The sequence below is a fragment of the Caproicibacter sp. genome (genome assembly GCF_046707225.1).
In the GTDB taxonomy this organism is placed as follows: Bacteria; Bacillota; Clostridia; order Oscillospirales; family Acutalibacteraceae; genus Caproicibacter.
Window position 1 is genome coordinate 1 of record NZ_JBJKOP010000024.1, and the last position, 23,005, is coordinate 23,005.

At 53.8% G+C, this 23,005-nt stretch carries 26 protein-coding genes and 3 tRNA genes; 8 read left to right on the forward strand and 21 right to left on the reverse strand.

The window, feature by feature from the left end; genetic code table 11:
* Positions 1-254: 254 nt before the first annotated feature.
* The 11 genes from ACLQ3M_RS03765 to ACLQ3M_RS03815 all read right to left on the reverse strand — a co-directional run bounded on the left by ACLQ3M_RS03765 (position 255) and on the right by ACLQ3M_RS03815 (position 7,196).
* A complete protein-coding gene (locus tag ACLQ3M_RS03765) occupies positions 255-542 on the reverse strand; it encodes a GNAT family N-acetyltransferase (RefSeq protein ID WP_411676372.1) in 288 nt (95 codons plus the stop codon).
* Complete coding sequence (locus ACLQ3M_RS03770) at positions 521-793, reverse strand: GNAT family N-acetyltransferase (protein WP_411676373.1); 273 nt, start codon at positions 791-793, stop codon at positions 521-523. Before ACLQ3M_RS03770 ends, ACLQ3M_RS03765 begins: the two co-directional genes overlap by 22 nt.
* Positions 794-937: 144 nt before the next feature.
* Positions 938-1,426 carry a GNAT family N-acetyltransferase gene (locus ACLQ3M_RS03775; protein WP_411676374.1) on the reverse strand — a complete coding sequence of 163 codons (489 nt, stop codon included), beginning with the start codon at positions 1,424-1,426 and terminating at the stop codon, positions 938-940.
* A gap of 179 nt (positions 1,427-1,605) precedes the next feature.
* Positions 1,606-2,799 (reverse strand): EpsG family protein, encoded by a 1,194-nt coding sequence (locus ACLQ3M_RS03780; protein ID WP_411676375.1) that lies wholly within the window; start codon positions 2,797-2,799, stop codon positions 1,606-1,608.
* 317 nt (positions 2,800-3,116) lie between these two features.
* Positions 3,117-3,193: transfer RNA gene (locus ACLQ3M_RS03785), tRNA-Val, on the reverse strand.
* A gap of 7 nt (positions 3,194-3,200) precedes the next feature.
* Positions 3,201-3,275 (reverse strand) — tRNA-Glu (locus tag ACLQ3M_RS03790).
* Between the two features lie 7 nt (positions 3,276-3,282).
* Positions 3,283-3,359, reverse strand: a tRNA-Met gene (locus tag ACLQ3M_RS03795).
* Positions 3,360-3,476: 117 nt separating this feature from the next.
* On the reverse strand, positions 3,477-4,208 hold the full coding sequence (locus ACLQ3M_RS03800) for an acyl-[acyl-carrier-protein] thioesterase (protein WP_411676376.1): 732 nt from the start codon (positions 4,206-4,208) through the stop codon (positions 3,477-3,479).
* The gene (gene serS / locus ACLQ3M_RS03805) at positions 4,205-5,485 is read right to left on the reverse strand and encodes a serine--tRNA ligase (RefSeq protein WP_411676377.1); all 1,281 of its coding nucleotides are present in this window, start codon (positions 5,483-5,485) and stop codon (positions 4,205-4,207) included. The genes ACLQ3M_RS03800 and serS overlap by 4 nt, the downstream gene beginning before the upstream one ends.
* 32 nt (positions 5,486-5,517) lie before the next feature.
* A complete protein-coding gene (locus ACLQ3M_RS03810; protein ID WP_411676378.1) occupies positions 5,518-6,366 on the reverse strand; it encodes a ParB/RepB/Spo0J family partition protein in 849 nt (282 codons plus the stop codon).
* 65 nt (positions 6,367-6,431) lie between these two features.
* A complete protein-coding gene (locus ACLQ3M_RS03815; RefSeq protein ID WP_411676379.1) occupies positions 6,432-7,196 on the reverse strand; it encodes a ParA family protein in 765 nt (254 codons plus the stop codon).
* Positions 7,197-7,469: 273 nt separating this feature from the next.
* Between ACLQ3M_RS03815 and ACLQ3M_RS03820 the strand changes: the two genes are divergently transcribed.
* Positions 7,470-7,814 carry an inorganic diphosphatase gene (locus tag ACLQ3M_RS03820; RefSeq protein WP_411676380.1) on the forward strand — a complete coding sequence of 115 codons (345 nt, stop codon included), beginning with the start codon at positions 7,470-7,472 and terminating at the stop codon, positions 7,812-7,814.
* A gap of 186 nt (positions 7,815-8,000) precedes the next feature.
* Here ACLQ3M_RS03820 and ACLQ3M_RS03825 read toward each other — a convergent pair whose 3' ends face one another.
* From ACLQ3M_RS03825 to rpmH, 10 genes are all read right to left on the reverse strand, one after another.
* Positions 8,001-8,816 carry a ParB/RepB/Spo0J family partition protein gene (locus ACLQ3M_RS03825; RefSeq protein WP_411676381.1) on the reverse strand — a complete coding sequence of 272 codons (816 nt, stop codon included), beginning with the start codon at positions 8,814-8,816 and terminating at the stop codon, positions 8,001-8,003.
* Between the two features lie 555 nt (positions 8,817-9,371).
* The gene (gene rsmG / locus ACLQ3M_RS03830; protein WP_411676382.1) at positions 9,372-10,085 is read right to left on the reverse strand and encodes a 16S rRNA (guanine(527)-N(7))-methyltransferase RsmG; all 714 of its coding nucleotides are present in this window, start codon (positions 10,083-10,085) and stop codon (positions 9,372-9,374) included.
* Positions 10,082-11,962 (reverse strand): tRNA uridine-5-carboxymethylaminomethyl(34) synthesis enzyme MnmG, encoded by a 1,881-nt coding sequence (mnmG, locus tag ACLQ3M_RS03835; RefSeq protein WP_411676383.1) that lies wholly within the window; start codon positions 11,960-11,962, stop codon positions 10,082-10,084. Before mnmG ends, rsmG begins: the two co-directional genes overlap by 4 nt.
* A gap of 92 nt (positions 11,963-12,054) precedes the next feature.
* Positions 12,055-12,870 carry an alpha/beta fold hydrolase gene (locus ACLQ3M_RS03840; RefSeq protein WP_411676384.1) on the reverse strand — a complete coding sequence of 272 codons (816 nt, stop codon included), beginning with the start codon at positions 12,868-12,870 and terminating at the stop codon, positions 12,055-12,057.
* A 328-nt stretch (positions 12,871-13,198) separates the two neighbouring features.
* A complete protein-coding gene (gene mnmE / locus ACLQ3M_RS03845) occupies positions 13,199-14,587 on the reverse strand; it encodes a tRNA uridine-5-carboxymethylaminomethyl(34) synthesis GTPase MnmE (protein ID WP_411676385.1) in 1,389 nt (462 codons plus the stop codon).
* Between the two features lie 55 nt (positions 14,588-14,642).
* Positions 14,643-15,452, reverse strand: coding sequence for an RNA-binding cell elongation regulator Jag/EloR (gene jag, locus ACLQ3M_RS03850; protein WP_411676386.1), 810 nt, complete (start codon positions 15,450-15,452; stop codon positions 14,643-14,645).
* A gap of 40 nt (positions 15,453-15,492) precedes the next feature.
* Entirely contained in the window at positions 15,493-16,494 is a 1,002-nt protein-coding gene (locus ACLQ3M_RS03855) for a YidC/Oxa1 family membrane protein insertase (RefSeq protein WP_411676387.1), read from the reverse strand.
* A gap of 136 nt (positions 16,495-16,630) precedes the next feature.
* Positions 16,631-16,891, reverse strand: a complete 261-nt coding sequence (gene yidD / locus ACLQ3M_RS03860; protein ID WP_411676388.1) for a membrane protein insertion efficiency factor YidD — start codon at positions 16,889-16,891, stop codon at positions 16,631-16,633.
* The gene (rnpA, locus tag ACLQ3M_RS03865; RefSeq protein WP_411676389.1) at positions 16,888-17,211 is read right to left on the reverse strand and encodes a ribonuclease P protein component; all 324 of its coding nucleotides are present in this window, start codon (positions 17,209-17,211) and stop codon (positions 16,888-16,890) included. Before rnpA ends, yidD begins: the two co-directional genes overlap by 4 nt.
* A gap of 143 nt (positions 17,212-17,354) precedes the next feature.
* A complete protein-coding gene (rpmH, locus tag ACLQ3M_RS03870) occupies positions 17,355-17,489 on the reverse strand; it encodes a 50S ribosomal protein L34 (RefSeq protein ID WP_411676390.1) in 135 nt (44 codons plus the stop codon).
* A gap of 353 nt (positions 17,490-17,842) precedes the next feature.
* Between rpmH and dnaA the strand changes: the two genes are divergently transcribed.
* The 7 genes from dnaA (at position 17,843) to ACLQ3M_RS03905 (ending at position 22,969) form a co-directional block, all read left to right on the forward strand.
* Positions 17,843-19,156: a chromosomal replication initiator protein DnaA gene (gene dnaA, locus ACLQ3M_RS03875; RefSeq protein ID WP_411676400.1), complete on the forward strand. Its 1,314-nt coding sequence runs from the start codon at positions 17,843-17,845 to the stop codon at positions 19,154-19,156.
* Positions 19,157-19,462: 306 nt separating this feature from the next.
* Positions 19,463-20,572, forward strand: coding sequence for a DNA polymerase III subunit beta (dnaN, locus tag ACLQ3M_RS03880; RefSeq protein ID WP_411676391.1), 1,110 nt, complete (start codon positions 19,463-19,465; stop codon positions 20,570-20,572).
* 11 nt (positions 20,573-20,583) lie between these two features.
* Positions 20,584-20,802, forward strand: coding sequence for an RNA-binding S4 domain-containing protein (locus ACLQ3M_RS03885; protein WP_411676392.1), 219 nt, complete (start codon positions 20,584-20,586; stop codon positions 20,800-20,802).
* A 2-nt stretch (positions 20,803-20,804) separates the two neighbouring features.
* Positions 20,805-21,875 (forward strand): DNA replication/repair protein RecF, encoded by a 1,071-nt coding sequence (gene recF / locus ACLQ3M_RS03890; protein WP_411676401.1) that lies wholly within the window; start codon positions 20,805-20,807, stop codon positions 21,873-21,875.
* Between the two features lie 66 nt (positions 21,876-21,941).
* Positions 21,942-22,211, forward strand: coding sequence for an extracellular matrix regulator RemB (gene remB / locus ACLQ3M_RS03895; RefSeq protein ID WP_411676393.1), 270 nt, complete (start codon positions 21,942-21,944; stop codon positions 22,209-22,211).
* Positions 22,212-22,224: 13 nt separating this feature from the next.
* On the forward strand, positions 22,225-22,623 hold the full coding sequence (locus ACLQ3M_RS03900; RefSeq protein WP_411676394.1) for a hypothetical protein: 399 nt from the start codon (positions 22,225-22,227) through the stop codon (positions 22,621-22,623).
* A gap of 16 nt (positions 22,624-22,639) precedes the next feature.
* Positions 22,640-22,969 (forward strand): hypothetical protein, encoded by a 330-nt coding sequence (locus ACLQ3M_RS03905; protein WP_411676395.1) that lies wholly within the window; start codon positions 22,640-22,642, stop codon positions 22,967-22,969.
* Positions 22,970-23,005 lie beyond the last annotated feature (36 nt).

Here is a 23,005-nt window from a genome sequence, read left to right on the forward strand (position 1 = left end):
GGAAGTGGCGGGATCGTCATTCTTCCGGCTTTATGTTGATTTTTCATTTTCTATTTTCTCTTCACGCAAATTGTAAAAAGAGCCCATCCTTCGCTTAACGCGTCAGGTGGGTTCTTCGACAATCTGAAACACCCTTTTCAGGGTGCTTTTTCTTTTTTCTCCTGATTCCCCGTATGCAACAAAAAAAGAGCACCCGATTGGGGTGCTCTTCCTTGGGCCGTCTGCTCAGCTAAGTTGCCGGCCTCGGAGTATGCTCATTCTCTGTATTTACGGTAGTAAAAGTAGCTTTCACTCTCCATATTAGGCTGCGTGTGCCCAATAGGCGTCCTTTTTTCAAACAATTGAAAACCACATCTTTCGGCCAACATGCAGGAAGGTTTATTTGCACAGTCTATCGTCAAAATTAAATAGGGTAAGTCTGATACGGAGAATATCCAAGCTGTAAGGGCGTTTACTGCTTTTTTGGTATACCCTTTGCGTTGATATGCCTCGCTCATAAAGTAGGCCAGTTCAACTTCATTCAAGGTATCTTCAAGTCCCATACCACCATACCAATTAACTTGTCTGTTTGATGCAAGACGATTGCATACCGTTTGTTTTCGTATACATCTACAGAATTCTTTTGAGCCTGGAGCCAGTCCAGATACCCAAAATAGTCTTTTGGCGATGGGCCGTTTTCAGACCAATCTTTCATAAATCGAACGATATCTCTTTCACGGACAATTTTCCAAAGAGATTCGGCATCCGTTCGTTTAAAATCCCGTATTACGATGTCATCCAATTCAATTCTCATAAGGTTCCTCACGTTATATAAACAATCCGAATTAATTGTAGCACAAAAGCCGCCAAAATAAAATGAAAGCTCCCTGTGCAGGTTCAAAACGGCACAGGGAGCTTTTTTCTTGGATCATTTGCTCAATAAAGTTGTAAATTCGAATTATGCAAATTTATAGAAGCTGTCTGCGGTACAGTGATAATAACGAAAACTACCTTCTTGGCGAAGAAAGTGAAATCCGACTTTTTCAAGCACATGCTGGCTTCTTTCGTTTTTTATCACAGCGTCCGCATTGACTGAAGCCATGTTGAGTTCAGAAAATGCATAAATCAGGGCAAGTCTTTCTGCCTTTGTCCCTATGCCTTGTCCTTTTACGGAATCGTTCTGAAGGTGGATGCTGAGCGTACATTTTCTGGCAATCTCATCTATATTTTTTAAGATGATCTCTCCAATCGGCTCCCCTTTGCTCATAATCGCAAAGAAGATTCTTCGCTTTAATCGTTGCCTCTCAAAATATGCGTCTGCCCAGCTGTCGCTGTATAAAAACTGCTTAAACAAGCTCATATCCATATAAATATCCGGGTCTCTTTTAAAGCCCTTATAATATTGACGACAAAGTTCCTTTGTCATCGGTATTAGGGAAATGCACAACGCCCAAACCTCCTTTTACGCAATCTTTGCCCCCCTGGAATTCCACTCCGCTTTCCGAATTATTCCGGGTGCCTGCTGATTTATAAAACCCGAATATATTTATTTATACAACAATTTATAAGATTGTTTTTAGAGAATTCTAAACTTTTTGTTCTTACGACAAAATATTTCCTGCCTCGTTATTCCCAAAACGTCAGATAAGGAACCAGGTTGATCCGGTTGGCAAGCAGGATCCAAACATGATATAAATATCCTACAAATACAAGCGTTGCCAGGGCGTAATCATAGATGTATCTGCGCGTGTTGACCCGCATCTTGAATTGGCGGCGTTCCGCGATCGCCCTTTTGCGCTCCGCCCTGTTGCGGATTGCTTTCCGGTTTACGGTCTGCGGTACGGCCTCCGCCTCCACGCTCTGCACGCCGATGCTGGCGAACAGCTCCGGGATGGTCAGAACGACCGTCGTCAGGAACATCATGCCGAAGCGCTGGTACAAAAAGTGCTGGAGCGTCATGAGGTAGAGCAGCGCGGAAAAAAAGGACAAATTGATTAAAACGCCGTTTCGCTCGTCCCGCCGCAAAATAAACCGGGTCAGAATCAGGATCACGGCAGCTGTGATGACCGGAATCGCCGCCGTCTGCCAGTCGCGGCCCATCATATAATAAAGGCCCTGCTGGGTTGCATACGATTGATACACATATTTCGTGACCAGATTAAAAATCGGCCAGGACAGCCAGGTAATCAGCGCCGCGATTCCGCTGTAGCTCAGCAGGAACTTCCAGTTGACCGGAAGGCGGGCGATAAAATAAAACGGAAGCATAATGATGATCGACTTGTGGAACGTCACGGCGAGCAGCACAATCAGCAGATACGGAACAAATTGTCTCTTCTTGATAAATTCGATGGAAAACAGGAAAATGGAAATCGCGATGCACTGCCGGAGGAAGCTGAGCGAATTGCCGTAAAAGCCAAAGCTGACAAACACAAACATGCCGATCCACGGAATCGGCGAAACCCGGTACAGCAGCACCGCCGTCAATGTCACGACGATCACCGCGACGACCAGCATGAAGATATGTACGTCGCGCGTAAACAGCGAAACCACATAATTCAGCAGGCTGTAGCCCGGTTCAATCCGGTAGCCGTTGGCGGAGCTGATCAGGAATTTCCAGCCCCCGTCATGCACCTGATAAAAATAGGTTTCGTACTGCTTGTAGTCGATTCCGACCGTGTCCGCGCGCAAAAAGGCGACCGCGGTCATGGCAAGCGAGGACAGAACCAGAAAAATAATGGTGTTCCTCTTCGATTTTTTGTATTCGCAGAGCAAAAGCCCCAGAACCAGAATCAACAGAAGCAGAAGGTTATATACCGTCATAGAATTTGATCCTTCCATTTTTTTCAAAAAAATTATAGCATTAATCCCATGCGGATACAAGAAAAAGGCTGGAAACAATCCTTAAAATTCACGGGAATCGACAGGCACTGCATAAACCAAAAGCAGAAGCACCCCTGAGGGTGCTTCTGCTTTTGGTGGACACAGCGGGACTCGGGTGGTTTAACCTCTCCCCGCGTTCCGCGAACCCCTGCACGGGGAAGTGAGAAAACGAGCATTGAGCCGGTCCTCCGGGTCGCGCCGAGGTTCTCGTCCCCTGTACCAAGAAGAAAGCACCCTCTTCAGGGTGCTTCTGCTTTTGGTGGACACAGCGGGACTCGAACCTGCGACCTCTCGCGTGTGAGGCGAGCGCTCTAACCAGCTGAGCTATGCGTCCACACTTTTGGTGACCCGTACGCGATTTGAACGCGTGTTACCGCCGTGAAAGGGCGGTGTCTTAACCACTTGACCAACGGGCCATATAAATGGTAGCGGCAATTGGATTCGAACCAACGACGCTTCGGGTATGAACCGAATGCTCTAGCCAACTGAGCTATGCCGCCACGAAACTCCGTTTCTTCATAGCGGAGCGTTATTCATTATAATACATGTCCACATGATTTGTCAATATGTAACTGAAAATAAACAAAAAAGTTTTTTCGCGCCGACCAGGCGAGGAGTCAGAACAAGACTCGCGCCTCAAAGCTGACTCCGCCCGAATTTTCGCCGCGCATCAGTGTTTCGCCTTCCCCGTGCCGCGCGGTAAGCCTCAGGTTTTCTCCCGGCGGGGTTTCGCGCAGATAGTCGATCTGCAGCCCGCGCACCGCTTCTCCATTTTGCTCCGGCAGAAAATCCGCGACGATATCCGCGTAAACGGCGTTGTTCATATGCCCGTTGGAATCCAGGTCCGAACGGTACACGGGGCGCTCGCCAACCGGTTGAAGCCCTTCCGGCACCGAGACGCGCACCATCTTCTCCTCCGGGTCGACCGGTTCGTCGCGGAAAACGCCGAGGTCGACAAACGCCTGCGGCTTGCGGACCCGATGCGTCTCCGCGTCCGCGAGCACCGTAACCTGCATCGCGTCGATTAGCAGCGCCCCGCTCTCGTCGTAAAACTTAAAATCGCGGTAAAAGCGCACGCCGCCGCGCCCGCGCGGGTGGGTCCTGATTTCAATTTTTTCCCGGTGGCACGGCAGGCGGCGGATTTTCAGGCGGTTGCAGACCAGAAAGAACACGATGCCGGCCTGCTCCCGCAGCTCTTCATAACCGATATGCAGCAGGTCCACGTGCTGTTCGCTGGTTTCATGAACATGCCGCAGAACCGCGCCGAGTTTCATCCGGTTATCCGGCCCGACGTCGTAGACCGGCACCGTGATTCGGCGCACATATTCGGCGGTCAGGTCCTCTTTCATGGGCGAATGACGTCCATTCCCAGATATTTTCTCAGCACTTCCGGTACCGTAACGCTGCCGTCCGCGTTCTGGTACTGTTCCACAATCGCCGGGAACAACCGGCTGGTGGCAAGACCGGAAGCATTCAGCGTGTGGACAAAATGCAGCTTTTTGTCCTCGCCGCGGTACTTCACGTTGCCGCGCCGCGCCTGATATTCCCGCGCGTTGGAAGCGGAGCTGACTTCCTTGTAAATCCCCATCGACGGAATCCATACCTCAATGTCATAGGTGCGCGCCATCGAAAATGAGCAGTCGCCCGCCGCCAGCTTGCTCAGGCGGTAGTGAAGGCCCAGTTCCTGCACCAGGTTTTCCGCTTTATGAACCAATTCTTCAAACGCGGCGTCGGAGTCTTCCGGCTTCGTGTACTGAACCATTTCGACCTTGTTGAACTGGTGACCGCGGATCATGCCGCGCTCCTCCGAGCGGTAGCTGCCCGCTTCCCTGCGGTAGCAGGGCGTATAGCCGATATATTTCTTCGGCAGCTCGTCCGCTTCCAGAACCTCGTCCCGGTGCAGGTTTACAAGGGCTGTTTCCGCGGTAGGAAGCAGGAATTTGCGGTCGTTCGTCGTCGGATTCTGAATCCAGTAGTCCTCGTCCACGAATTTCGGGAACTGCCCCGCCACATAGCCGCATTCGTATTTCAGCATGTGCGGAAGCAGCATGAACTGATACCCGTCGCGGACATGCTCGTCGATAAAAAAGTTGAGCAGCGCCCATTCCAGCCGCGCGCCGACGCCGGTATAGACCCAGGAACCGGCGCCTGAAAGCTTTGCCCCGCGCTGGTAGTCAATCAGATGCAGGCTCTCGCAGAGATCCACATGGTTTTTCGGCTCAAAATCAAACTGCGGCTTCTCTTTAAAATAGCGGAGCGGCTTATTGTTTTCCTTACCGCCGGCAACCACGTCTTCGTCCGGCATGTTCGGCAGGCTGAGCAGCAGCTCGTTCTGCTTTGCTTCCGCTTCGCCCAGCTCCGCTTCGCCCTCTTTGATCTTCCCCGCGAGGGCTTTCATCTTCGCCATCAGCTCAGAAGCGTCCCCGCCCTGCTTTTTGATCTGCGGAATCTGCTTGGAAGCCGCGTTCTGCTCGGCGCGCATTGCCTCAACGCTGCCTGTGATTTCACGGCGGCGGACGTCATATTCCAGGATATCGTCTATGATTTTATCCGCGTCGAATTCTTTCTTTTTCGCCCCCGCCTTAATCAGATCGGGATTGCTGCGAATCAGTTTGATGTCAATCATGTTGACTTGCTCCTTTGGTTTTTTATTCTATCTTAAGTATTGTCATGAATCCGCCGGATTAATTCGGTCAGATCGTCCTGCCCGTAAAATTCAATCTGCAGCATGCCGCGCTTGCTGCTTCCGGTAACATTTACCTTTCTGCCAAGACTCTCGCGCAGGGCAAGCTCCGTTTCCTCATAAAACTTGATTTTCGACGAAGATTTTTTCGCTTTCGGCGTACTGTTGGCCCTCTGGGCCATCTTTTCGATTTCCCGCACGGAGGCGCCCTCCGCCGCGGCTTTCGCGGCTTCCATCATCAGCGCGCGGCTGGGAAAACTCAGCAGAGTGCGGGCATGTCCCGCGGAAAGGATTCCCTTTTCCACCATCCCCCGCACTTCCTCCGGAAGATTCAGCAGCCGCAAGGCGTTCGCCACGGCCGGCCTGGATTTTCCGACCGTATTCGCCACTTCTTCCTGCGTCATTCCGTAGGTCTCGATCAATGACTGGTATCCCTGCGCCTCTTCCAGCGGATTCAGGTCCTCCCGCTGAAGATTTTCGATCAGGGCAAGCTGCATCACCTCGCTGTCGCTCATCTCGCGCACGACGGCCGGAACTTCCTTCAGCTCCGCCAGGCGGGCGGCCCGCCACCTGCGTTCCCCCGCGACGATCTGGTATCCGCCGCTGAAAATCGGCCGTACCAACAGCGGCTGCAAAATTCCGTGCTGCCGGATGGACTCGGCCAGCTCCTGCAGCGCCTCCTCATTAAACTCCCGCCGCGGCTGTCCGCGGTTCGGTTCGATTTCATCCAGGCTTAATGTTACGGACGTCTGGCCGCCCTCAAGATCGTTTTCCAAGAAAATCGCGTCAAGGCCCTTCCCCAGACCGCCTTTTTTTCCTGCCATTGTACCGCCTGCCTTCCTACTTTCAACGGACTTTTCCCATTCGTTACAACCGGTTTTCTCAGTTTTCAGCGCGCGCCGGCTTCCAATTCCTCCGCCAGGGCGTTGTAACACAGCGCTCCTTTGGAAGAACGGTCGAAATACTGGATCGGCCTGCCGTAGCTCGGCGCCTCCGAGAGGCGCACCCCGCGCGGAATCACCGTTCCAAACACACGCCGCGGAAAATACTTTTTTACCTCCTCCACCACTTGCTGGGTAAGGTTGAGTCGCCCGTCATACATGGTAAGAAGAACGCCCTCAATTTCAAGATGTCCGTTGTACTGGCGTTTAATGCGCCGAACCGTGTTCATCAGCTGCGTCAGCCCCTCCAGCGCGTAATATTCGCACTGGATCGGAACCAGCAGCGTGTCCGCGGCGGTCAGGGCGTTCGTTGTGATCATTCCAAGGGACGGCGGGCAGTCGATCAAAATATAATCGTACGCCTCCCTGACGGGGGCAAGCGCGCTTTTCAGGCGGGATTCCCTGTGTTCCAGGTCGACCAGTTCGATTTCCGCCCCCGCAAGGTTCATGCTGGAGGGCAGAAGGTCAAGATTTTCAAATTCCGTTTTCAGGATGACGTCCTGCGCGGTTTTACCGCCGATCAGCACTTCGTAAACCGTTTCTTTCCGGTTTCTGCGGTCGATGCCCACCCCGCTGGAGGAATTCCCCTGCGGGTCCGCGTCGACCAGCAGCGTTTTCTTCCCCCGCAGCCCGAGCGCGGCAGACAGGTTCACCGCCGTAGTCGTTTTGCCGACCCCGCCCTTCTGGTTGGCGATCGCAATGATTTTGCCCAAAGCATTTCCCCCTTCCTGCGGCCTGTCCACAGCCGCAGGGCCATTCCCGCCGGATGCGGGAAAGTTTTCTATTATTATAGCACGACTCTTTGGGAAGATAAAGAAAATTTTCCGGAATTCTTCGGCTTTTCGACAGGATCTTTCTTCCAAAAGCCGCGCCGGGGTTCGCTTTTCAGACGATGTTTCATGTGAAACATCGGTTTCGGCGTTCCTTTTTCCGCGAACTCGAGGTATAATAAAGGAAGTACAATAAAGGAAACGGAAATCAGGAAGGTGAGCAGCACGTTATCCGAATATCTCAACCAGCCCGTGCGTGTTCAGGTGGACCGGCCTCTCGGCTCCCGGCACCCGGAACACCCCAATCTGATCTACCCGCTCAATTACGGCTACCTGCCCGGCACCGTTGCGGAAGACGGCGAAAAAATCGACGCTTATATCGTGGGCGAGTTCGAGCCACTTTCAGAGTATACGGGAATTGTTATCGCCGTGATCCACCGGCTAAACGACCGCGAAGACAAGCTGGTCGTTGCCAAACGGCCGAATCAGTACAGCGCCGAGCAGGTTCAGGCACTGACCGAATTTCAGGAACGTTTTTTTGACTTTGAAATTCTTACGTAAGAAGCAGTCAGCCTCCGGCACAGCCGGGGGTTTTTCTTATGAGGGCAAAGCCCTGTTTTACCGGCTGCGCCTCAAGGCGCTCGGGCCTTTCTTGCACTTGCAACGACAGAACGGGCCGGACTTTCGTCCGGCCCGTTCTGCGGGAAATGATATAGGGAAATAGGAGTAAAAAACTTATAATCAAATTCAGGCGGGTTTTTGGCTGCCCCCCGCGTAGGCCTGGGTTTTCGGAATCCTGACGACGCATTCGATATACTCCTCCGTTTCGCTCTGGAGGGTCTGCGCGCTGATTCCGCTCTGTTTCATCGTCGCAATCGCATGGGAGATCGTATTGAGGAAAATCCGCACGTCCTTGATGACGGGCGTCTTTTTCTGGCTTGTATTTTTATCGCCGGAGAGCAGCTTTTCCACATACTCCTCGGTCTGGCGGACATTCAATTTTTTTTCGATTACTAAGCTGAGCGCTTTTTCGCGAAGCTTCTGATCCTCCAACCGGAGCAGCGCCCGCGCGTGGCGTTCGCTCAGTCCGGATGACACGATTCTTTCGCGCTCCGACTCTGAAAAGCGGAGCAGCCGCAGTTTGTTTGCGACCGCCGACTGGCTTTTTCCCAGCCGGGACGCCGCCTCTTCCTGCGTGACATGCCAGCGTTCGATCAGCCTGCGGATTCCCTCGGCTTCCTCGAAAAGCTCAAGATTGCTGCGCTGGATGTTTTCCGTCATCGCCATGACGGCGCTTTGATCCGGCGAGCAGTCGCTGATCAGGCAGGCCGCCGTTTTCAGGCCCGCGATCCGGCACGCCCGAAGCCGCCGCTCCCCCGCGATCAGTTCAAAACCATCGCCGGTTTTTCTGACCAGAAGCGGCTGAAGCAGTCCGTTCTCCCGGATGCTTTGGGACAAGCCGAGCAGCTCTTCTTCATGGAAAGTTCTGCGCGGCTGCGCCGGGTTTGGCCGAATCCGGTCAAGGTCGATTTCAATCACTTTACTCTTGTCCCTGAAAAGCATTGCGGCCGCCTCCTTTGCTTGTCCTCGTGTACAAGCATAGCACACCGCAAAACCGTATTTTGTCATCTTCTGTCAAATGCAAAAAATAATTTCCCTTTTAGATTGCCCCAAGTTTCCAATCCTATTAATTTTTTTCATAATAATTTGCCACATAATGGCCCTGTTCCCATTTTTCCTCTTTCCAACGATATGAATCAATTTTGTTGAAAACTTTTGATTCCAGTTCGTTTCCGATCTGTCTTGATTGATAAAAAACCGCATTGGAATCGCAAAAACCGCGTTATTAAACGCTCCGGAAAGTTTTCCACCAATCCTTTTTTTGCCTGTTGAAAACCCAAAATCAGCATTTATTTGCATTCAATTAATAAAAAAAGAAAAGCTTCCCGCAGCCTTTCTCTTTGGTACAGCATTTTCAATTTAGATTGCAAATATGGACATGTCCCTCCCCCGTTTCGGCGGGGGAGGGACGTTGAGTAAATTTTACAATTCAATCGGAATTGCTGTAAGATTGTTCCGGATCATTTTCCACTGTTTGTTCGAATTGTGTGGAAAACTTTACAGGGGCGATTTTGCAATCTTTGCTCCATGGCGCGGGTATTCCTTTCGCAGCGGCGCGTTTCTGCGGATCAGCACCAGACTGCGGCCGTCCCCGCCGGGCAGCGCGTATTCGCGCGAGGAGATTGTTTCGCAGCCGAGCAGTTCGATCGCACGTTTCGCGCTTTCCAGTTCCCGCCCCACCTCGGGGCCCTTCATCGCCGCGAAAATTCCGCCGTCTTTCAAGAAAGGAAGGCAGTATTCACACAGAACCGGAAGCCGCGCAACCGCGCGGGCCGCCGCAAAATCAAATTTCGTGCGGAATTCCGGCTTTTGTGCCCCTTCTTCCGCGCGCGCGTGGACAAGCTCCGCATTCAGCGAAAGCACACGCAGCAGTTCCTCCAAAAAAATCAACCGCTTGTTCAACCCGTCCATCAGGGTCAGCTTCAGGTCCGGTCTCATCAAAAGGAGCGGCACCCCCGGAAATCCCGCCCCGGTACCGATATCGATCAGGCTCGCCCCCCGCGGAATTTCCAATCCCTTCAAAATCAGAATGCTGTCAAGGAAATGTTTTTCCGCGATTTCTTCCGGCTCTTTCAGCGCCGTCAGGTTGATCTTCTGATTCCATTCGGTCAGCAGCTCCAAATAAGTCTGGAACTGCTCGGCTTGAAGCGGCGAAACCGCAATATGATAGTCCGACGCAGCCGAAATCAGCTGTTCCCGGATGCTTTTCATGGCGTTCCCTCCCCATGGCGCGCCAGCCAGATCATCAAAACACTGATGTCCGCCGGACTCACACCGGATATTCTCGAAGCCTGCCCCACGCTTTCGGGCCGGACGGCCTGCAGCTTTTCCTGCGCTTCGGCCCTCAGCCCCGTGATTTTGCCGTAGTCCGTCCCGTCCGGCAGGACGCGGTCTTCCAATCGGCGCATTTCATGAATCTGTGATTTTTGCCTGCGGATATACCCCTCGTATTTCAGCTCAATCTCCACATTTTCAAAAACCGCACCCGGCAGGTCGGGCCGATTCGGGTCGACGGGCAAAAGTGCCTGATAGTCGAGCTGCGGCCTGCGAATCAGGTCGGAGAGCCGCACGCCCGTCGCGACCGGCGATGTTCCATGTGAAACAAGCAGGTCATTGAGCGCTTCCGAGGGCGGCAGAATCGTGTTTTTCACGCGTTCCAGCTCCGTTTCAATTTGCTTTTGCTTTGTCTGAAACCGCGCCCACCGTTCCTCCCCGATGAGGCCGATTTCCCGGCCCAGCGGCGTCAGGCGCGCGTCGGCGTTGTCCTGCCGGAGCACCAGCCGGTATTCGCTGCGCGAAGTCATCATGCGGTAAGGCTCCGACGTCCCTTTTGTAATCAGATCGTCGATCAGCGTGCCGATATAAGACCCTGCCCGGTCCAGAAGCATCGGCTTTCTGCCCTGAATTTTCAGCGCCGCGTTGATTCCGGCGACCAGTCCCTGCGCGGCGGCTTCCTCATAACCGGAGCTGCCGTTGAACTGTCCCGCGCCGTACAGGCCCGGAAAATCACGAAATTCCAGCGTCGCGCCCATCTGAAGCGGATCGGCGCAGTCATATTCGATCGCGTAGGCGGTACGCATGATCTGGACATGCTCCAGACCGGGAATCGTTTTGTAAAACGCGATTTGAACTTCTTCCGGTAAAGAGGAGCTCATCCCCTGCAGATACATTTCCTCCGTATCCAGCCCGCAAGGCTCGATGAACAGCTGATGGCGTTCATGGTCGGCAAAGCGCACGATTTTAGACTCGATGCTCGGGCAGTACCGCGGCCCGACGCCCTCGATCTTCCCGCTGAATAGCGGCGAACGGTCCAGGTTGTCCAGAATAATCCGCTTTGTTTTTTCATTCGTCCAGGAGATATAGCATACCGCGCGGTTTTTTCCCGGTTTTTCGGTGTCGTAGGAGAACGGCACGACCGGCTCATCGCCTTCCTGCACTTCCAGATTTGTATAATCGATGCTGGATTTCAGCACACGCGCCGGCGTTCCGGTTTTAAAACGGCGAAGCCGGACTCCAAGCTTTTGCAGGGACGCGCCGAGAAACGCCGCCGGGAACATCCCGTCCGGGCCGCCGTCCCAGGACTGCTCCCCGATATAAATTTTGCCGGTCAGATAGGTTCCGGTCGCAGCGACGACCGCTTTCACCGTGTAGACCGCGCCCATCCGGGTTTCGAGCAGCCATGCGCCGTCGTCCTTACGGGAAAGCGCGGTGACTTCCGCCTGTTTTAAAAACAGGTTCGGCTGAAGCTCCAGCTTATGCTTCATGACGGTACTGTACTCGCGGCGGTCGATCTGTGCGCGCAGCGAATGAACCGCGGGCCCCTTGCCGCGGTTGAGCATGCGGCTTTGCAGAAAACACTCGTCGGTCGTGCGCCCCATTTCCCCGCCGAGCGCGTCGATTTCGCGAACCAGATGTCCCTTTGCCGTGCCGCCGATCGACGGGTTGCACGGGCAGTTTCCAACCGCGTCCAAATTAATGGTAAAGACGAGCGTGCTGCACCCCAGGCGCGCCGAAGCAAGGCCCGCTTCGATTCCCGCGTGCCCCGCGCCGATGACCGCTACGTCGTATGTTCCCGCATCGTATGTCAAGTCTGTCCCTCCAGTTATATCTAATCATATATATTACTGCTTGTATTTTCGCTGTTTCATATCCCGGATCTATTCGTCTCCGTTCCCTTTCATCAGCCTTCTGTACGGCTGATCCAATCTTTTACCAAATCAGCAAAAAGTTTTCCCTGTTCAATTTGCAAATTATGACCCGCTAAATCTAATACCGCAAAAGTTGCCCTCGGGTAATTTCTGAGGATCTCCCACGCATCCTGATATCCGACACAGGAATCCTGGCGCCCCAAAAGAAAAAGTGCGGGCCTCGGAAACTCCTCGCGCTCGGTCTTGTCAACTGGAAAGGAAAAAGCATACTTTTTTCTGACACGACTCAAAAAATCATGATCGGCGGCTTGGATTCCCGGTAATATTTCCGCTTGATATCTCCTGTATGTTTCCTCGTTCTGCACAATGAACGATTCCTGAAACTCCTCTGCTTCCTCCGGCGAAAGGCCTGCTAAAAAATCCGTATCTCGCATCAGAGCAGTATGAGGAGGAGTATTTCTTTCTTCATTTTCCGGAAGGATAACAGGGCAAATGAAAAGCACCCCGTCAATCTGTTCTCTTTTTTGGTATAGGATTCCCCTGGCAAGATACCCCCCATATGATTCGCCGACAAGCAAGAAATGCTCGGAGGGTATCAGCCGGTCAAGTACCCTCAGAACAACGTCCAGCATATCGTCACTGCCGTTTATCCAATCCGCAGAGCCCGACCGTCCCATACCGGGTAAGTCAAGATAAATACGCCTGTAGTTTTTATATCCCCGCATCACCGGCTCCATGCATCCTGTCATGAGACGATGATCCGGAGCATATCCGTGAATCATCACAATTGGCTTTCCCTGTCCGATTTCTTCGTAGTAAACAGTTATGTCCTTGACTCTGCAAATCATTTTATCGCCTTTTTCAACTCATCATGGATTGTCTGATCCAACCCTATTTAAAAGCCAACGGAATCGCCGCCGATGACGACGAATAGAAACGCGCTCCGGATCTCCCTTTACCGGCAATGTAGCCACAGAAGCCTGGTTAGAATGCCGAAAATAGAAATCAAAAAGTTTTTAACACTTTCCGTTAAAAACGTGGAAAACTTTTTCTACTCTCCCGACTGGAAGTCCGGACGCACAGCGTCTTTACGCGCTTACGGCGTTCATGACTTCAGTCTTTCGGGAGTCTTTTCGCCGTTCCCCAGGGCGGGCTGTTGGGTGCAGCGTCACGCTGCTATTTGCCGACGCAGAACCGGGAGAAAACGGAGTCGACAACCGCGACGGTCGCGCGCTCTCCGGTCAGCTCCAGCAGCGCGGAAACCGCGTCCTCCACGGAAACCGTCACCGCGTCGAACGTCATCCCGCTTTCCAGCGCATCCAGCGCTTCCGTGACGCTTTGCAATGACCGCGCCGCCGCCTCCCGCTGCCGCTCCGTATACAGCATTCCGTCCGACGGGTCCAGTTCTTTGGTCCCGAGCACCGACGCCACGGCATCCTCCAGTCTGGGCAAACCCTCCCCCGTCAGGGCAGAAAAGTATACAGTTTGTTTTATATTATTTTCAATATACTCATTGTCTATTTTTATCGGCAAGTCGCTCTTGTTGACAACCGCAACGCAGGGCGTATTGCCAACCTCACGGATCAGCGCGCGATCCGCCGCGTCCAGTTCCTGTGACGAGTCGAACACGGCAAGAACCAACCGCGCGGAGCGGACTCGCTCCCTCGCGCGGCCGACTCCGATGCTTTCCACCGGGTCGGCGGTGTCGCGCAGCCCGGCGGTATCCGCCAGCCGAAGCGGAATCCCGCCGAGCAGCACGGTATCCTCCACAATATCGCGCGTCGTCCCGGCATAACTCGTAACGATCGACCGCTCGCAGCCCGCGAGCAGGTTCATCAGCGTTGACTTTCCCGTGTTCGGCCGCCCCGCGATCACCGTGTCGACTCCCTCGCGGAGCACGCGCCCCGCGTCGAATCCCCGCAGCAGCGCGTCCAGCTCCGCTTTCACTTCGCCGAGAGAAGTTTTCAGCTCTTCCTCCGTCACCCGCGGAATATCGTCCTCCGGGTAATCCGCCCACGCGGAAAGGTGGGCGGCCGCGCCGAGCAGCTTTTCTCGGATGCTTCCGATCCTGCGCTCCAGCGCTCCTTCATGCCCGGCGAGCGCCGCCTTCGCGGCCTGCTCCCCCTGCGCGGAAACAAGCTGCATCACGGACTCCGCTTCCGTCAGGCCGATTTTCCCGTTGAGAAACGCACGCCGCGTGAATTCCCCCGGCCCGGCGGGCTCGGCGCCCGCCCGCATCACCGCGCGAAGCAGCCGGCGCAGGATGATCAGCCCCCCATGGCAGGAGAGTTCCACCACATTCTCCCCGGTAAAACTCTTCGGGGCGCGGAAATTCAGCGCAATCGCTTCGTCGATTGCGCCCGACTCGTCAAAAACTTTTCCGTACAGGGCCGTGTACCCCGGAAGCTCCTCCAGACTTTTTTTCCCGGCGGGGGAGAAAACCCGCCCCGCGATTTTGCGCGCGTCCGGTCCGGAAATCCGAATGACGCCGATGCCGCCCGGCGCCTGGGGCGTGGAGATTGCGGCAATGGTTGAGCCTGTTTCACTGTAATTTGTCCGATTCATAAAAATCCCTCAAAAAAAGAGGACAATTCCAAAGAACCGCCCTCCTGTCTGCTGTTTACTTTTTTGTCTCGTACTTTCCGTAAAGAGGAGCCGTCCCATGCTGCGCCGGCGCCGACGGAGTACGGTTTTCGTACGGCGGATGTCCTCCCGGCGACGTTCCGCGCGGATGATACGGCTGCCTGCCTCGCTGCTGCGGTCCCCGGTGGTTGTTGTAGCCGTTCCTTCTCGAAACCGGCCGCTCCCCGGCAACCGGGCCGATCACCACATGGCGCGCGGCGTCTTCGCCTTCCGACCAGGATTTTGCTCCTTCCACCGCCTGCACCGCCGTGTGGATGATTCTGCGCTCATAGGGATTCATCGGTTCCAGCGAGTTATTCCGCCCCGTTCGCAGCGATTTTTCCGCCATTTTGCGGCCCAGGTTTTCCAGCGTCTGCTTCCGCTTGTCCCGGTAATTCCCAATATCAAGATTAATCCGGAAATAGCTGTCGCCCGCGTGGTTTGCGACAAGCCCGGCCAGATACTGAAGCGCGTCGAGCGTTTCGCCCCGGTGGCCGATCACATACCCGATGTCATCGCCGGTCAGACAAAGCATCGCTCCGCTTTCTTCTTTTTTGATTTCAATCTTAACGTCTTCCAAACCCATGTTTTTCAGTACGTTTTTTAAGTAATCTGCCGCAATCTGCGCAGGGTTGTCCTCCACAAAAACCCGAACCTTCGCCGGGTTTCCGCCGAACAGACCGAACGTTTTTTTCATGGGCATTTCAAGGATCTCAAACTCCGCCTCATAGGATTCCACACCCAGCTGCCTGCAGGCGGCTTCTCTTGCGAGTTCCACGGTTTCGCCGGTTCCAATCGCTTCTTTCATTCGGTAATCCCTCCCAGAAATCAGACCCCTGTTTCAGCGTTTACTTCCGCGGTTTTCCTGTCTTTTTCTGCCGGTCATCGTCGTTCTGCCGGTTCCCCGCCGCAATGGCGACGGGCTTCATGTTTGCTTCTTCCAGCTCGCGCAGCGCAACGCGCCTAGCTTCCGCCCGCGCACTAAGGTCGGCCGGGCTGTACCAGATATTCAGAATGACCGTCTGCAAAAAACCGGTTATGGTGGAAATAATCCAGTAAAAACCGACCGCGGCCGGCATTGAGCAGGCAATCCATGCCGTGAAGAGCGGCATGATATAGAACATACCCTTCATGCAGCCTTGCTGCTGCTGCATGCCGGGCTGGAGCTTCATCGTGAAAAACTGTGTGACAAGGGAAGACACGAAGCAAAGAACCGGGATGACCCAAAGATTCGACCGGAACAGAGTCCCGAAAATATTCGCCGGGTCGCTCGGCGTATCCAGCAGATTGAGCCCCAAAAAGCTGAAGCCGTGGCTGAAATCCTGAATCCTCGCGAGCTCGTCCGCGCTGAACATGGTCAGGTACGGTTTCAAATCCGCGAAATGCTTGACGATTTCAATCTGGCCGTACCGCGTTCCCAGGGTCTGCCCGATGCCGGGGATCAATTTTAACATATCCGTCGCGGCGTTCGCAGCCGTGCCGGAAACATGAAGCGCGTTGATCAGGGGGTAAAGCACCGTGTAGTACAGGCCCATCATGATGACGAGCGGAACGATCATCGTCAGGCAGCCGCTCGCGGGGTTAATGCCTTCCTTTTCATACAGCTTCTGCGTTTCAATCTGAAGCCGTTCCCTGTCTTTTGCGTATTTTTTCTGCAGTTCCTTCTGCTTGCTTGCGATTTTGCTGTTCGCCGCCATGGAAATCTGCTGTTTGACCGAAAAGGGGAACAGCAAAATCTTCGTCACAACGGTAAACAGGATAATGGCCACTCCGTAGTTTCTGACCAGCTCATAAAAATACCAGAGCAGGTAGCCAAGTGCGCTGCCAAAAATATTAAAGAAATCGTACATACAGAAAATTCTCCTCTGCCCGGCAGAAAACCGCCGAAGTGTCGCCGAAGCTAAACCGCCGGCGTACAAAATGGGCCTGGACTGTCTGATGAGAGCCTTTTACCAAAGGAACCCCTCCCGGATTTTCCGGGAAAAGTTACCGTTTTTTCTCTTTTAGCGCTCCTGTAAAACCGCGAAATGCCAGATGTTCCGGCACGGGGTCGTACCCGCCGCGGGAAAACGGATTGCAGCGAAGAACCCGGTAAAGCGCCAGAAAAAAACCTTTGAAAGCGCCGAACCGCTGGATCGCCTCAACCGCGTAATTGGAGCAGGTCGGGTAATACTTGCAGCATGGTTTTTTGTAGGGGGATATTGCTTTCTGGTAAAAATGAATTAGAAAAAGCAGGATGCGTTTCATTTGATGACTCCCGCGCTTTTCAGATGCTGCGTCATCACGCGGCTCAGATCTGTGCTTTTCATCATCGGCGTCTTCGCCCTCGCGACGAAGATCAGGTCAAACCCGGGTCGAATTTCCCGGGGCATGGAACGGAACGCTTCGCGGATCACTCTGCGGGAGCGGTTTCTGCGCACCGCGTTTCCGGTTTTTTTACTTGTCGTAATTCCCATGCGCAGCGAGTCTTTCCGATTTTTCAGCACATAGGTGACAAGCATCGGGCTGACAAAGGACTTCCCTTTGGAATAAATCCTTTGAAACTCCCTGTTTTGTTTGATCGACACATATTCTTCCATATAATATCCCGAGACATTCCATTCTTTTTCAGCTAATAAAGAAAGGCCACGAGGAGTGGCCCTGTCCCGACGGGAAGCAAACCGCGGCTTATGCCGTGTTTCGGGCCTGTCCGTCCAATTCTTAACAGCTTTCAGTAGCTCAGCCTTGCTCTGCCCTTTGCCCTGCGGCGGGAAAGAACCTTGCGCCCGTTCGATGTGGACATGCGCTTGCGGAAGCCGTGTTCCTTTTGTCTGTGCAGCTTTTTCGGCTGATACGTTCTAAGCATGAGAAAACCCCCCTTCGATTCATAAAAAGAACCTTTGCGAAACATTATATCTTATCTGCCGGCGGCCTGTCAACCATGCGCCCCGCGCCCACGCGCAAAAAAAGCGCCGGAATCCCCGCCGAAACCGGAAACAGATGGTCCCATAGGGTTAAATATACCACAATATCTTCGAGTTGGAAAGAAAAAAATCCCGAAAATTAAAAATTTATTCGGCGTTAGCCGGAAATGCCTTCAAACCGCGAAAGGAAAGTTTGAAAAAAATAAAAATTTGTGCTACTATAGGTAATGATACCCGTTGGCAACAGCCCTGCGGCTGCAGCGGGAAAAGAATGAAAATGGGGTACTGCAATAAGATGGAACCGTTCACCGAGGTCTGGAACCTCGTCTGCGAGTACTGTAAAAGTAAAATCACGGAAATCGCATTTTCCACCTGGATCAGCAGAATTGAACCCGTCACGCTCGATTTCACCGACGGAGTCGCGGTTCTGCGGGTGCCGAACGAACTGCACCGCCAGACGATTCTTCATTATTATAACGCAATTCTGGAAGAAGCATTCCGGCAAATTTTCAGCCGTGAAATCCAGATTCGCGTCTGCATTCCCGGAGAACTGGAGACAGACGCGAAAAAAGAGGAACCGGCGGAAAACAGCGACAACTATGAGTTCACTTTCGACACCTACATCGTCGGGTCGTCGAATAAATTCGCGCACGCGGCCTCTATGGCGGTTGCAAGCAAGCCGGCCAGTCTTTACAATCCCCTGTTCATTTACGGAAATTCCGGCCTTGGAAAAACACATCTGCTTTACGCCATCCGCAACCAGATCGGAAACACCGACCCTTCAATGAAAATCGTTTACATCAAGGGCGACGAATTCACCAACGAGCTGATCGAGGCGATCCGCCGCGGCACCACGGGCGAATTCCACCAGCGGTACCGGAAAGCGGACGTGCTTCTGGTCGACGATATTCAGTTCATCGCCGGTAAGGACTCCACACAGGAGGAATTTTTTCATACTTTTAATACGCTTTACGAGGCAAAAAAACAGATCGTCCTGACTTCCGACCGGCCGCCGAAAGATATCGCGACGCTGGAGGAACGCCTTCTGACGCGGTTCGAATGGGGCCTGACCGCGGACATTCAGCCTCCGGATTTTGAAACGCGGATCGCTATTATAAAAAGAAAAGCGGAACTGCTCAAAATCAACCTGCCGGACAACGTGGTCGAATACATCGCGAACCGCCTGAAAAACAATATCCGTCAGCTGGAGGGCGCCGTCAAGAAAATGAAGGCCTATTCCCTGCTGAGCGGAGAGACCATGAACATTCAGACCGCGCAGGCGGCGATCAGCGATATCATCAACAACGACCAGCCCACCCCGTTTACCGTAGAAAAGATCATCGACGAAGTCGCACGCACCTTTGGGACAACCGTCGACGACATCCGCTCCTCCAAACGCAGCGCGAATATTTCAAGCGCAAGGCAGATGGCGATGTACGTCGTCCGGGAAATCACGCAGATGCCGATGACCTCCATCGGAAAGGAATTCGGTGGCCGGGACCACTCGACCGTCGTCTACGCGATTCAGCAGGTCGAAAAAAACATCGCGCGGGATTCCAAAACAAAGGCGACCGCGGAAGATATCATTAAAAACATCCGGGACCGCTGACGGTGCAAAACCGATTCAACATTCCACAAAACCTGTTGAATCTTTCAAAATCACGATTTCAATTTTCCCCGAAATTTTAAACTTCTTTTCAACATTTCCCACAGAGTTTTCAACAACATGTTAAATACTTAAAAAAAATACAGGATGTTAACATTTTGCCAACAGCGCGATCCGGAAAAAAAACAGCCCGAAAACCCAGCGCCAAAGCAGATTTCTCTATAGTTTCAACTTTTCAGCACATACTACTCCTATTACTGAAAAAATCCATTTCTATCCATTCATATTTAGGAAATGAGCGATGAGGTCATGAAAATAACCTGTGATAAACAAAAGCTGAACGAAGCCGTGTTGAATATCCAGCGCGCGGTCTCAACCAAATCCTCGGTTCCCGCGCTCGAAGGAATTCTGATCCGCGCCGATGAAGGAACGGTTCTGCTCTGCGGATACGATCTGGAACTCGGCATCACCACCATTCTGGACTGCAGAGTCGAAGAAAAGGGAAGCGTGGTTCTCAGCGCAAGACTGTTTGGTGAAATCGTACGCCGTCTGCCGGCGGCAACCGTCACCATCAGCGCGGATGAAAAACAGATGACAACCATTCAAAGCGGCGAAGCCGAATATTCCATTGTGGGAATCCCCGCGCAGGAATACCCGGAACTGCCCGCCGTCAGCGGCGAATCCTCCCTGAAAGTACAAAGCGGAATTCTGCGCAGCATGATCCGGCAAACCCTGTTCGCCGTCGCGGAAACCGACGCAAAGCCGATTCACACCGGAACGCTGTTCGAACTGGAACCGGAATGCCTGCGCCTTGTCTCCGTTGACGGCTACCGCCTCGCCATCCGCGAAGAACCAATCGGCTGCGAACTGGAAACCAGCTTTGTCGTACCCGGAAAAACCCTCGGCGAAGTCTTAAAGCTGCTTGGCGACGACGACACCGAAGTGGAACTGCAGATCGGCAGACGTCACATTTTATTCAGCATTGACAATTACACTGTGATTTCCCGCCTGCTCGAAGGCGAATTTCTCGACTACCGCGCCGCGGTTCCGAACGACTGCACCACCGAACTCAAAGTTTCAACCCAAAGCTTTATCGGCAGCGTCGAACGCGTTTCCCTTTTGATCACCGACCGGCTGAAAAGCCCGGTGCGCTGCGTTTTCGGGGACGGAGAAATCCGGGTTTCCTGCTCGACGGCAATCGGCCGCGCCAACGATAAACTGGAAGCCCGCATCACCGGCAACGCTCTGGAAATGGGTTTTAACAACCGTTTTCTGCTCGACGCGCTGCGCAACACGGAGTGCGACGAGGTCCGCATTCAGATGAGCGGACCGCTCAGCCCGATGCGCGTGCTTCCGTGCGAAGGAAAAGCCTTTTTGTTTCTGGTACTGCCGGTTCGGCTGAAAAGCTCCGGCGAATGAGGGATGAACCGATGAAAGAAGAAAAAATATCGATCGACACGGAATTTATCCGCCTGGATTCTCTTTTAAAGCTGGCCGGAGCGTTTGAAACCGGCGGACAGGCGAAATTCGCCATTCAGGACGGCAACGTACGGGTCAACGGCGAAATCTGCACCATGCGCGGGAAAAAAATGAGACCGGGTGACCGCGCGCAGATCGGCGGGTCCGTTTACGAGGTGTGCTCCAGTTGAACGTGCGGCGCCTTTCCTGGAATCACTTCCGCAACCTGCGCGCCGGTGAATTTGAACCCTGCGCCGGAGTCAACGTCATTTACGGCCAGAATGCTCAGGGAAAAACAAATCTTCTGGAGTCGATGTGGCTTTTCACGGGGGAGCGGTCATTCCGCGGGGCAAAAGACGCGGAGCTGGTTCTTCAGGGGGAAACGGCGGCCGCGCTCCGCATGGATTTCTGGAGCGAGGGCCGCGCCCAGACCGCGAAAATCACGGTTTCGGAGGGACGGCGGACGGCGGAGCTCAACGGGATTCCGAAAGGCGCCTGCTCCGCCCTGACGGGAAAATTCTGCGCGGTGGTTTTTTCGCCGGAGCATCTGTCCCTGGTCCGGGGGGGCCCCTCCCTGCGCAGAGAATTTGTCGACTCGGCCCTGTGCCAGATGAAGCCCGGCTACGCGTCGCTTCTGTCCGGTTACAACCGCACGCTGTTTCAGCGCAACGCGCTGTTAAAGGATATTCCGCGCCACGCGGAGCTGATGGATACGCTTGAAATCTGGGATGAACGGCTCAGCCAGTTCGGCGAACGGGTGATCCGGCAGAGGACGGCGTACCTGGAAGCGCTCAGCGCGCCGGCGGCAGGATTTTACGCCGGAATCAGCTCCAACCGGGAGACTCTTTCCTTCGTTTACCGAAAAAGCGCGGAAGACCTTCGCCGCGCGCTCGCCGAGGGAAGGCAGGAAGACGTCTTGAGCGGGCATACCGGCGCGGGGCCTCACCGGGACGACGTTGAAATCTTCGTCAGCGGGCTGAACGCGCGGGCTTACGCCTCTCAGGGACAGAAGCGCAGCGTCGTGCTCGCCCTGAAACTGGCGGAAGCGGAGCTGCTTAGCCGGATGACCGGGGAAAAGCCCGTTATATTTCTCGACGACGTGATGAGCGAGCTTGACGCTAGAAGACAGGATTACCTTTTGAACCATCTGACGGATTTTCAGGTTTTTCTTTCCTGCTGCGAACCGGGCGCGGCACGGCAGATGAAAGGCGGCGCCCTGTTCCGGATGGAAGACGGAGCTCTCTCCGTTGTGCCGCCGGCGTAACCGGCCGTTTCCCCGCGCGGAAACGGCGGATTTTCTTCAAAAGCGCGCGGAGAAAAGGACGAAACCATGTATCTTCACCTAGGCCAGGACACCGTGGTTCTCAGGAAGGACATTATCGGAATATTCGACATGGAAACGTCGACGATTTCCCAGACGACTCGCGACACGCTCGCCGCGGCGCAGAAATCCGGCTGCATCGTGAACGTTTCGATGGAGATGCCGAAATCCTTCGTCCTATGCAAAAGCGGAGGAAAAACGACGGTATATATCACGCAGATTTCTTCTTCGACCCTGCTCAAACGCGCGGGCCTGAGGAATGAAACCAACAGACTGTAACAGGGGAGTGCTCATGAAAAAATTCAGAAAACCGCGCTGCCCTTTCTGCGGGAATAAAATCGGCCTTGCGAATACCTGGGCGCTAAAAATTCAGGGGGAGTATCTCTGCCCCAAATGCGGCGGAATCTCGAATATCGTGATGGACCGCCTGATCTATCTGTTCGCGTTTTTAGCCATACTGGTCAGCGCCGTATTTTTCGCAGTGGGATTTCTTGGCTTTCTTCCTCTTGACATTTGGCTTCTTCTTCTGGTTCTGCTGCCGTTTCTGCTTTTCTACCTGATCTCCGTCTTTCTGGTCAGGCTGAAAAAACCCGCCGTTCGGAAAAGAAGAGCGCCGCCCGGCGCCCGCCCGCAGAACGGAACCAGACGCGGCGGCGGGCCGGGAACGGGCCCCGCGGCACGCAGGCGTTGAGAAAGAGGGAAACGGAATGCTTAAACTTCCCCTTTGCCCCTACTGCGGGGCGAGATTTCTCTATTCCGAAGTCAGAAAGTCACAAAACGAAAAAACGGGAACCTGCCCGCACTGCGAAAAGCCGTTCCGCATTGGGGGCGGCGCCCGCCGGATGGTTTTGTACGCCGTTTCCGCCCTGCTGCTGGTCGGGTTGAATTTGTGCCTTCTGAAACTTCCGTCCATGAACCTGATTTATCTTCTGGCGGCGACCGTTCCCGGGGTTGCGGCGGTCAGGCTGCTGGTTCCCTACACCGTCCGTTTTTTACCGGAAAAACCGGCGCGCTCCGATTCCGCCGGGAACGGGTAGAATTCATAAACTTATTTTTGCTCCGGGGGCTTTCCG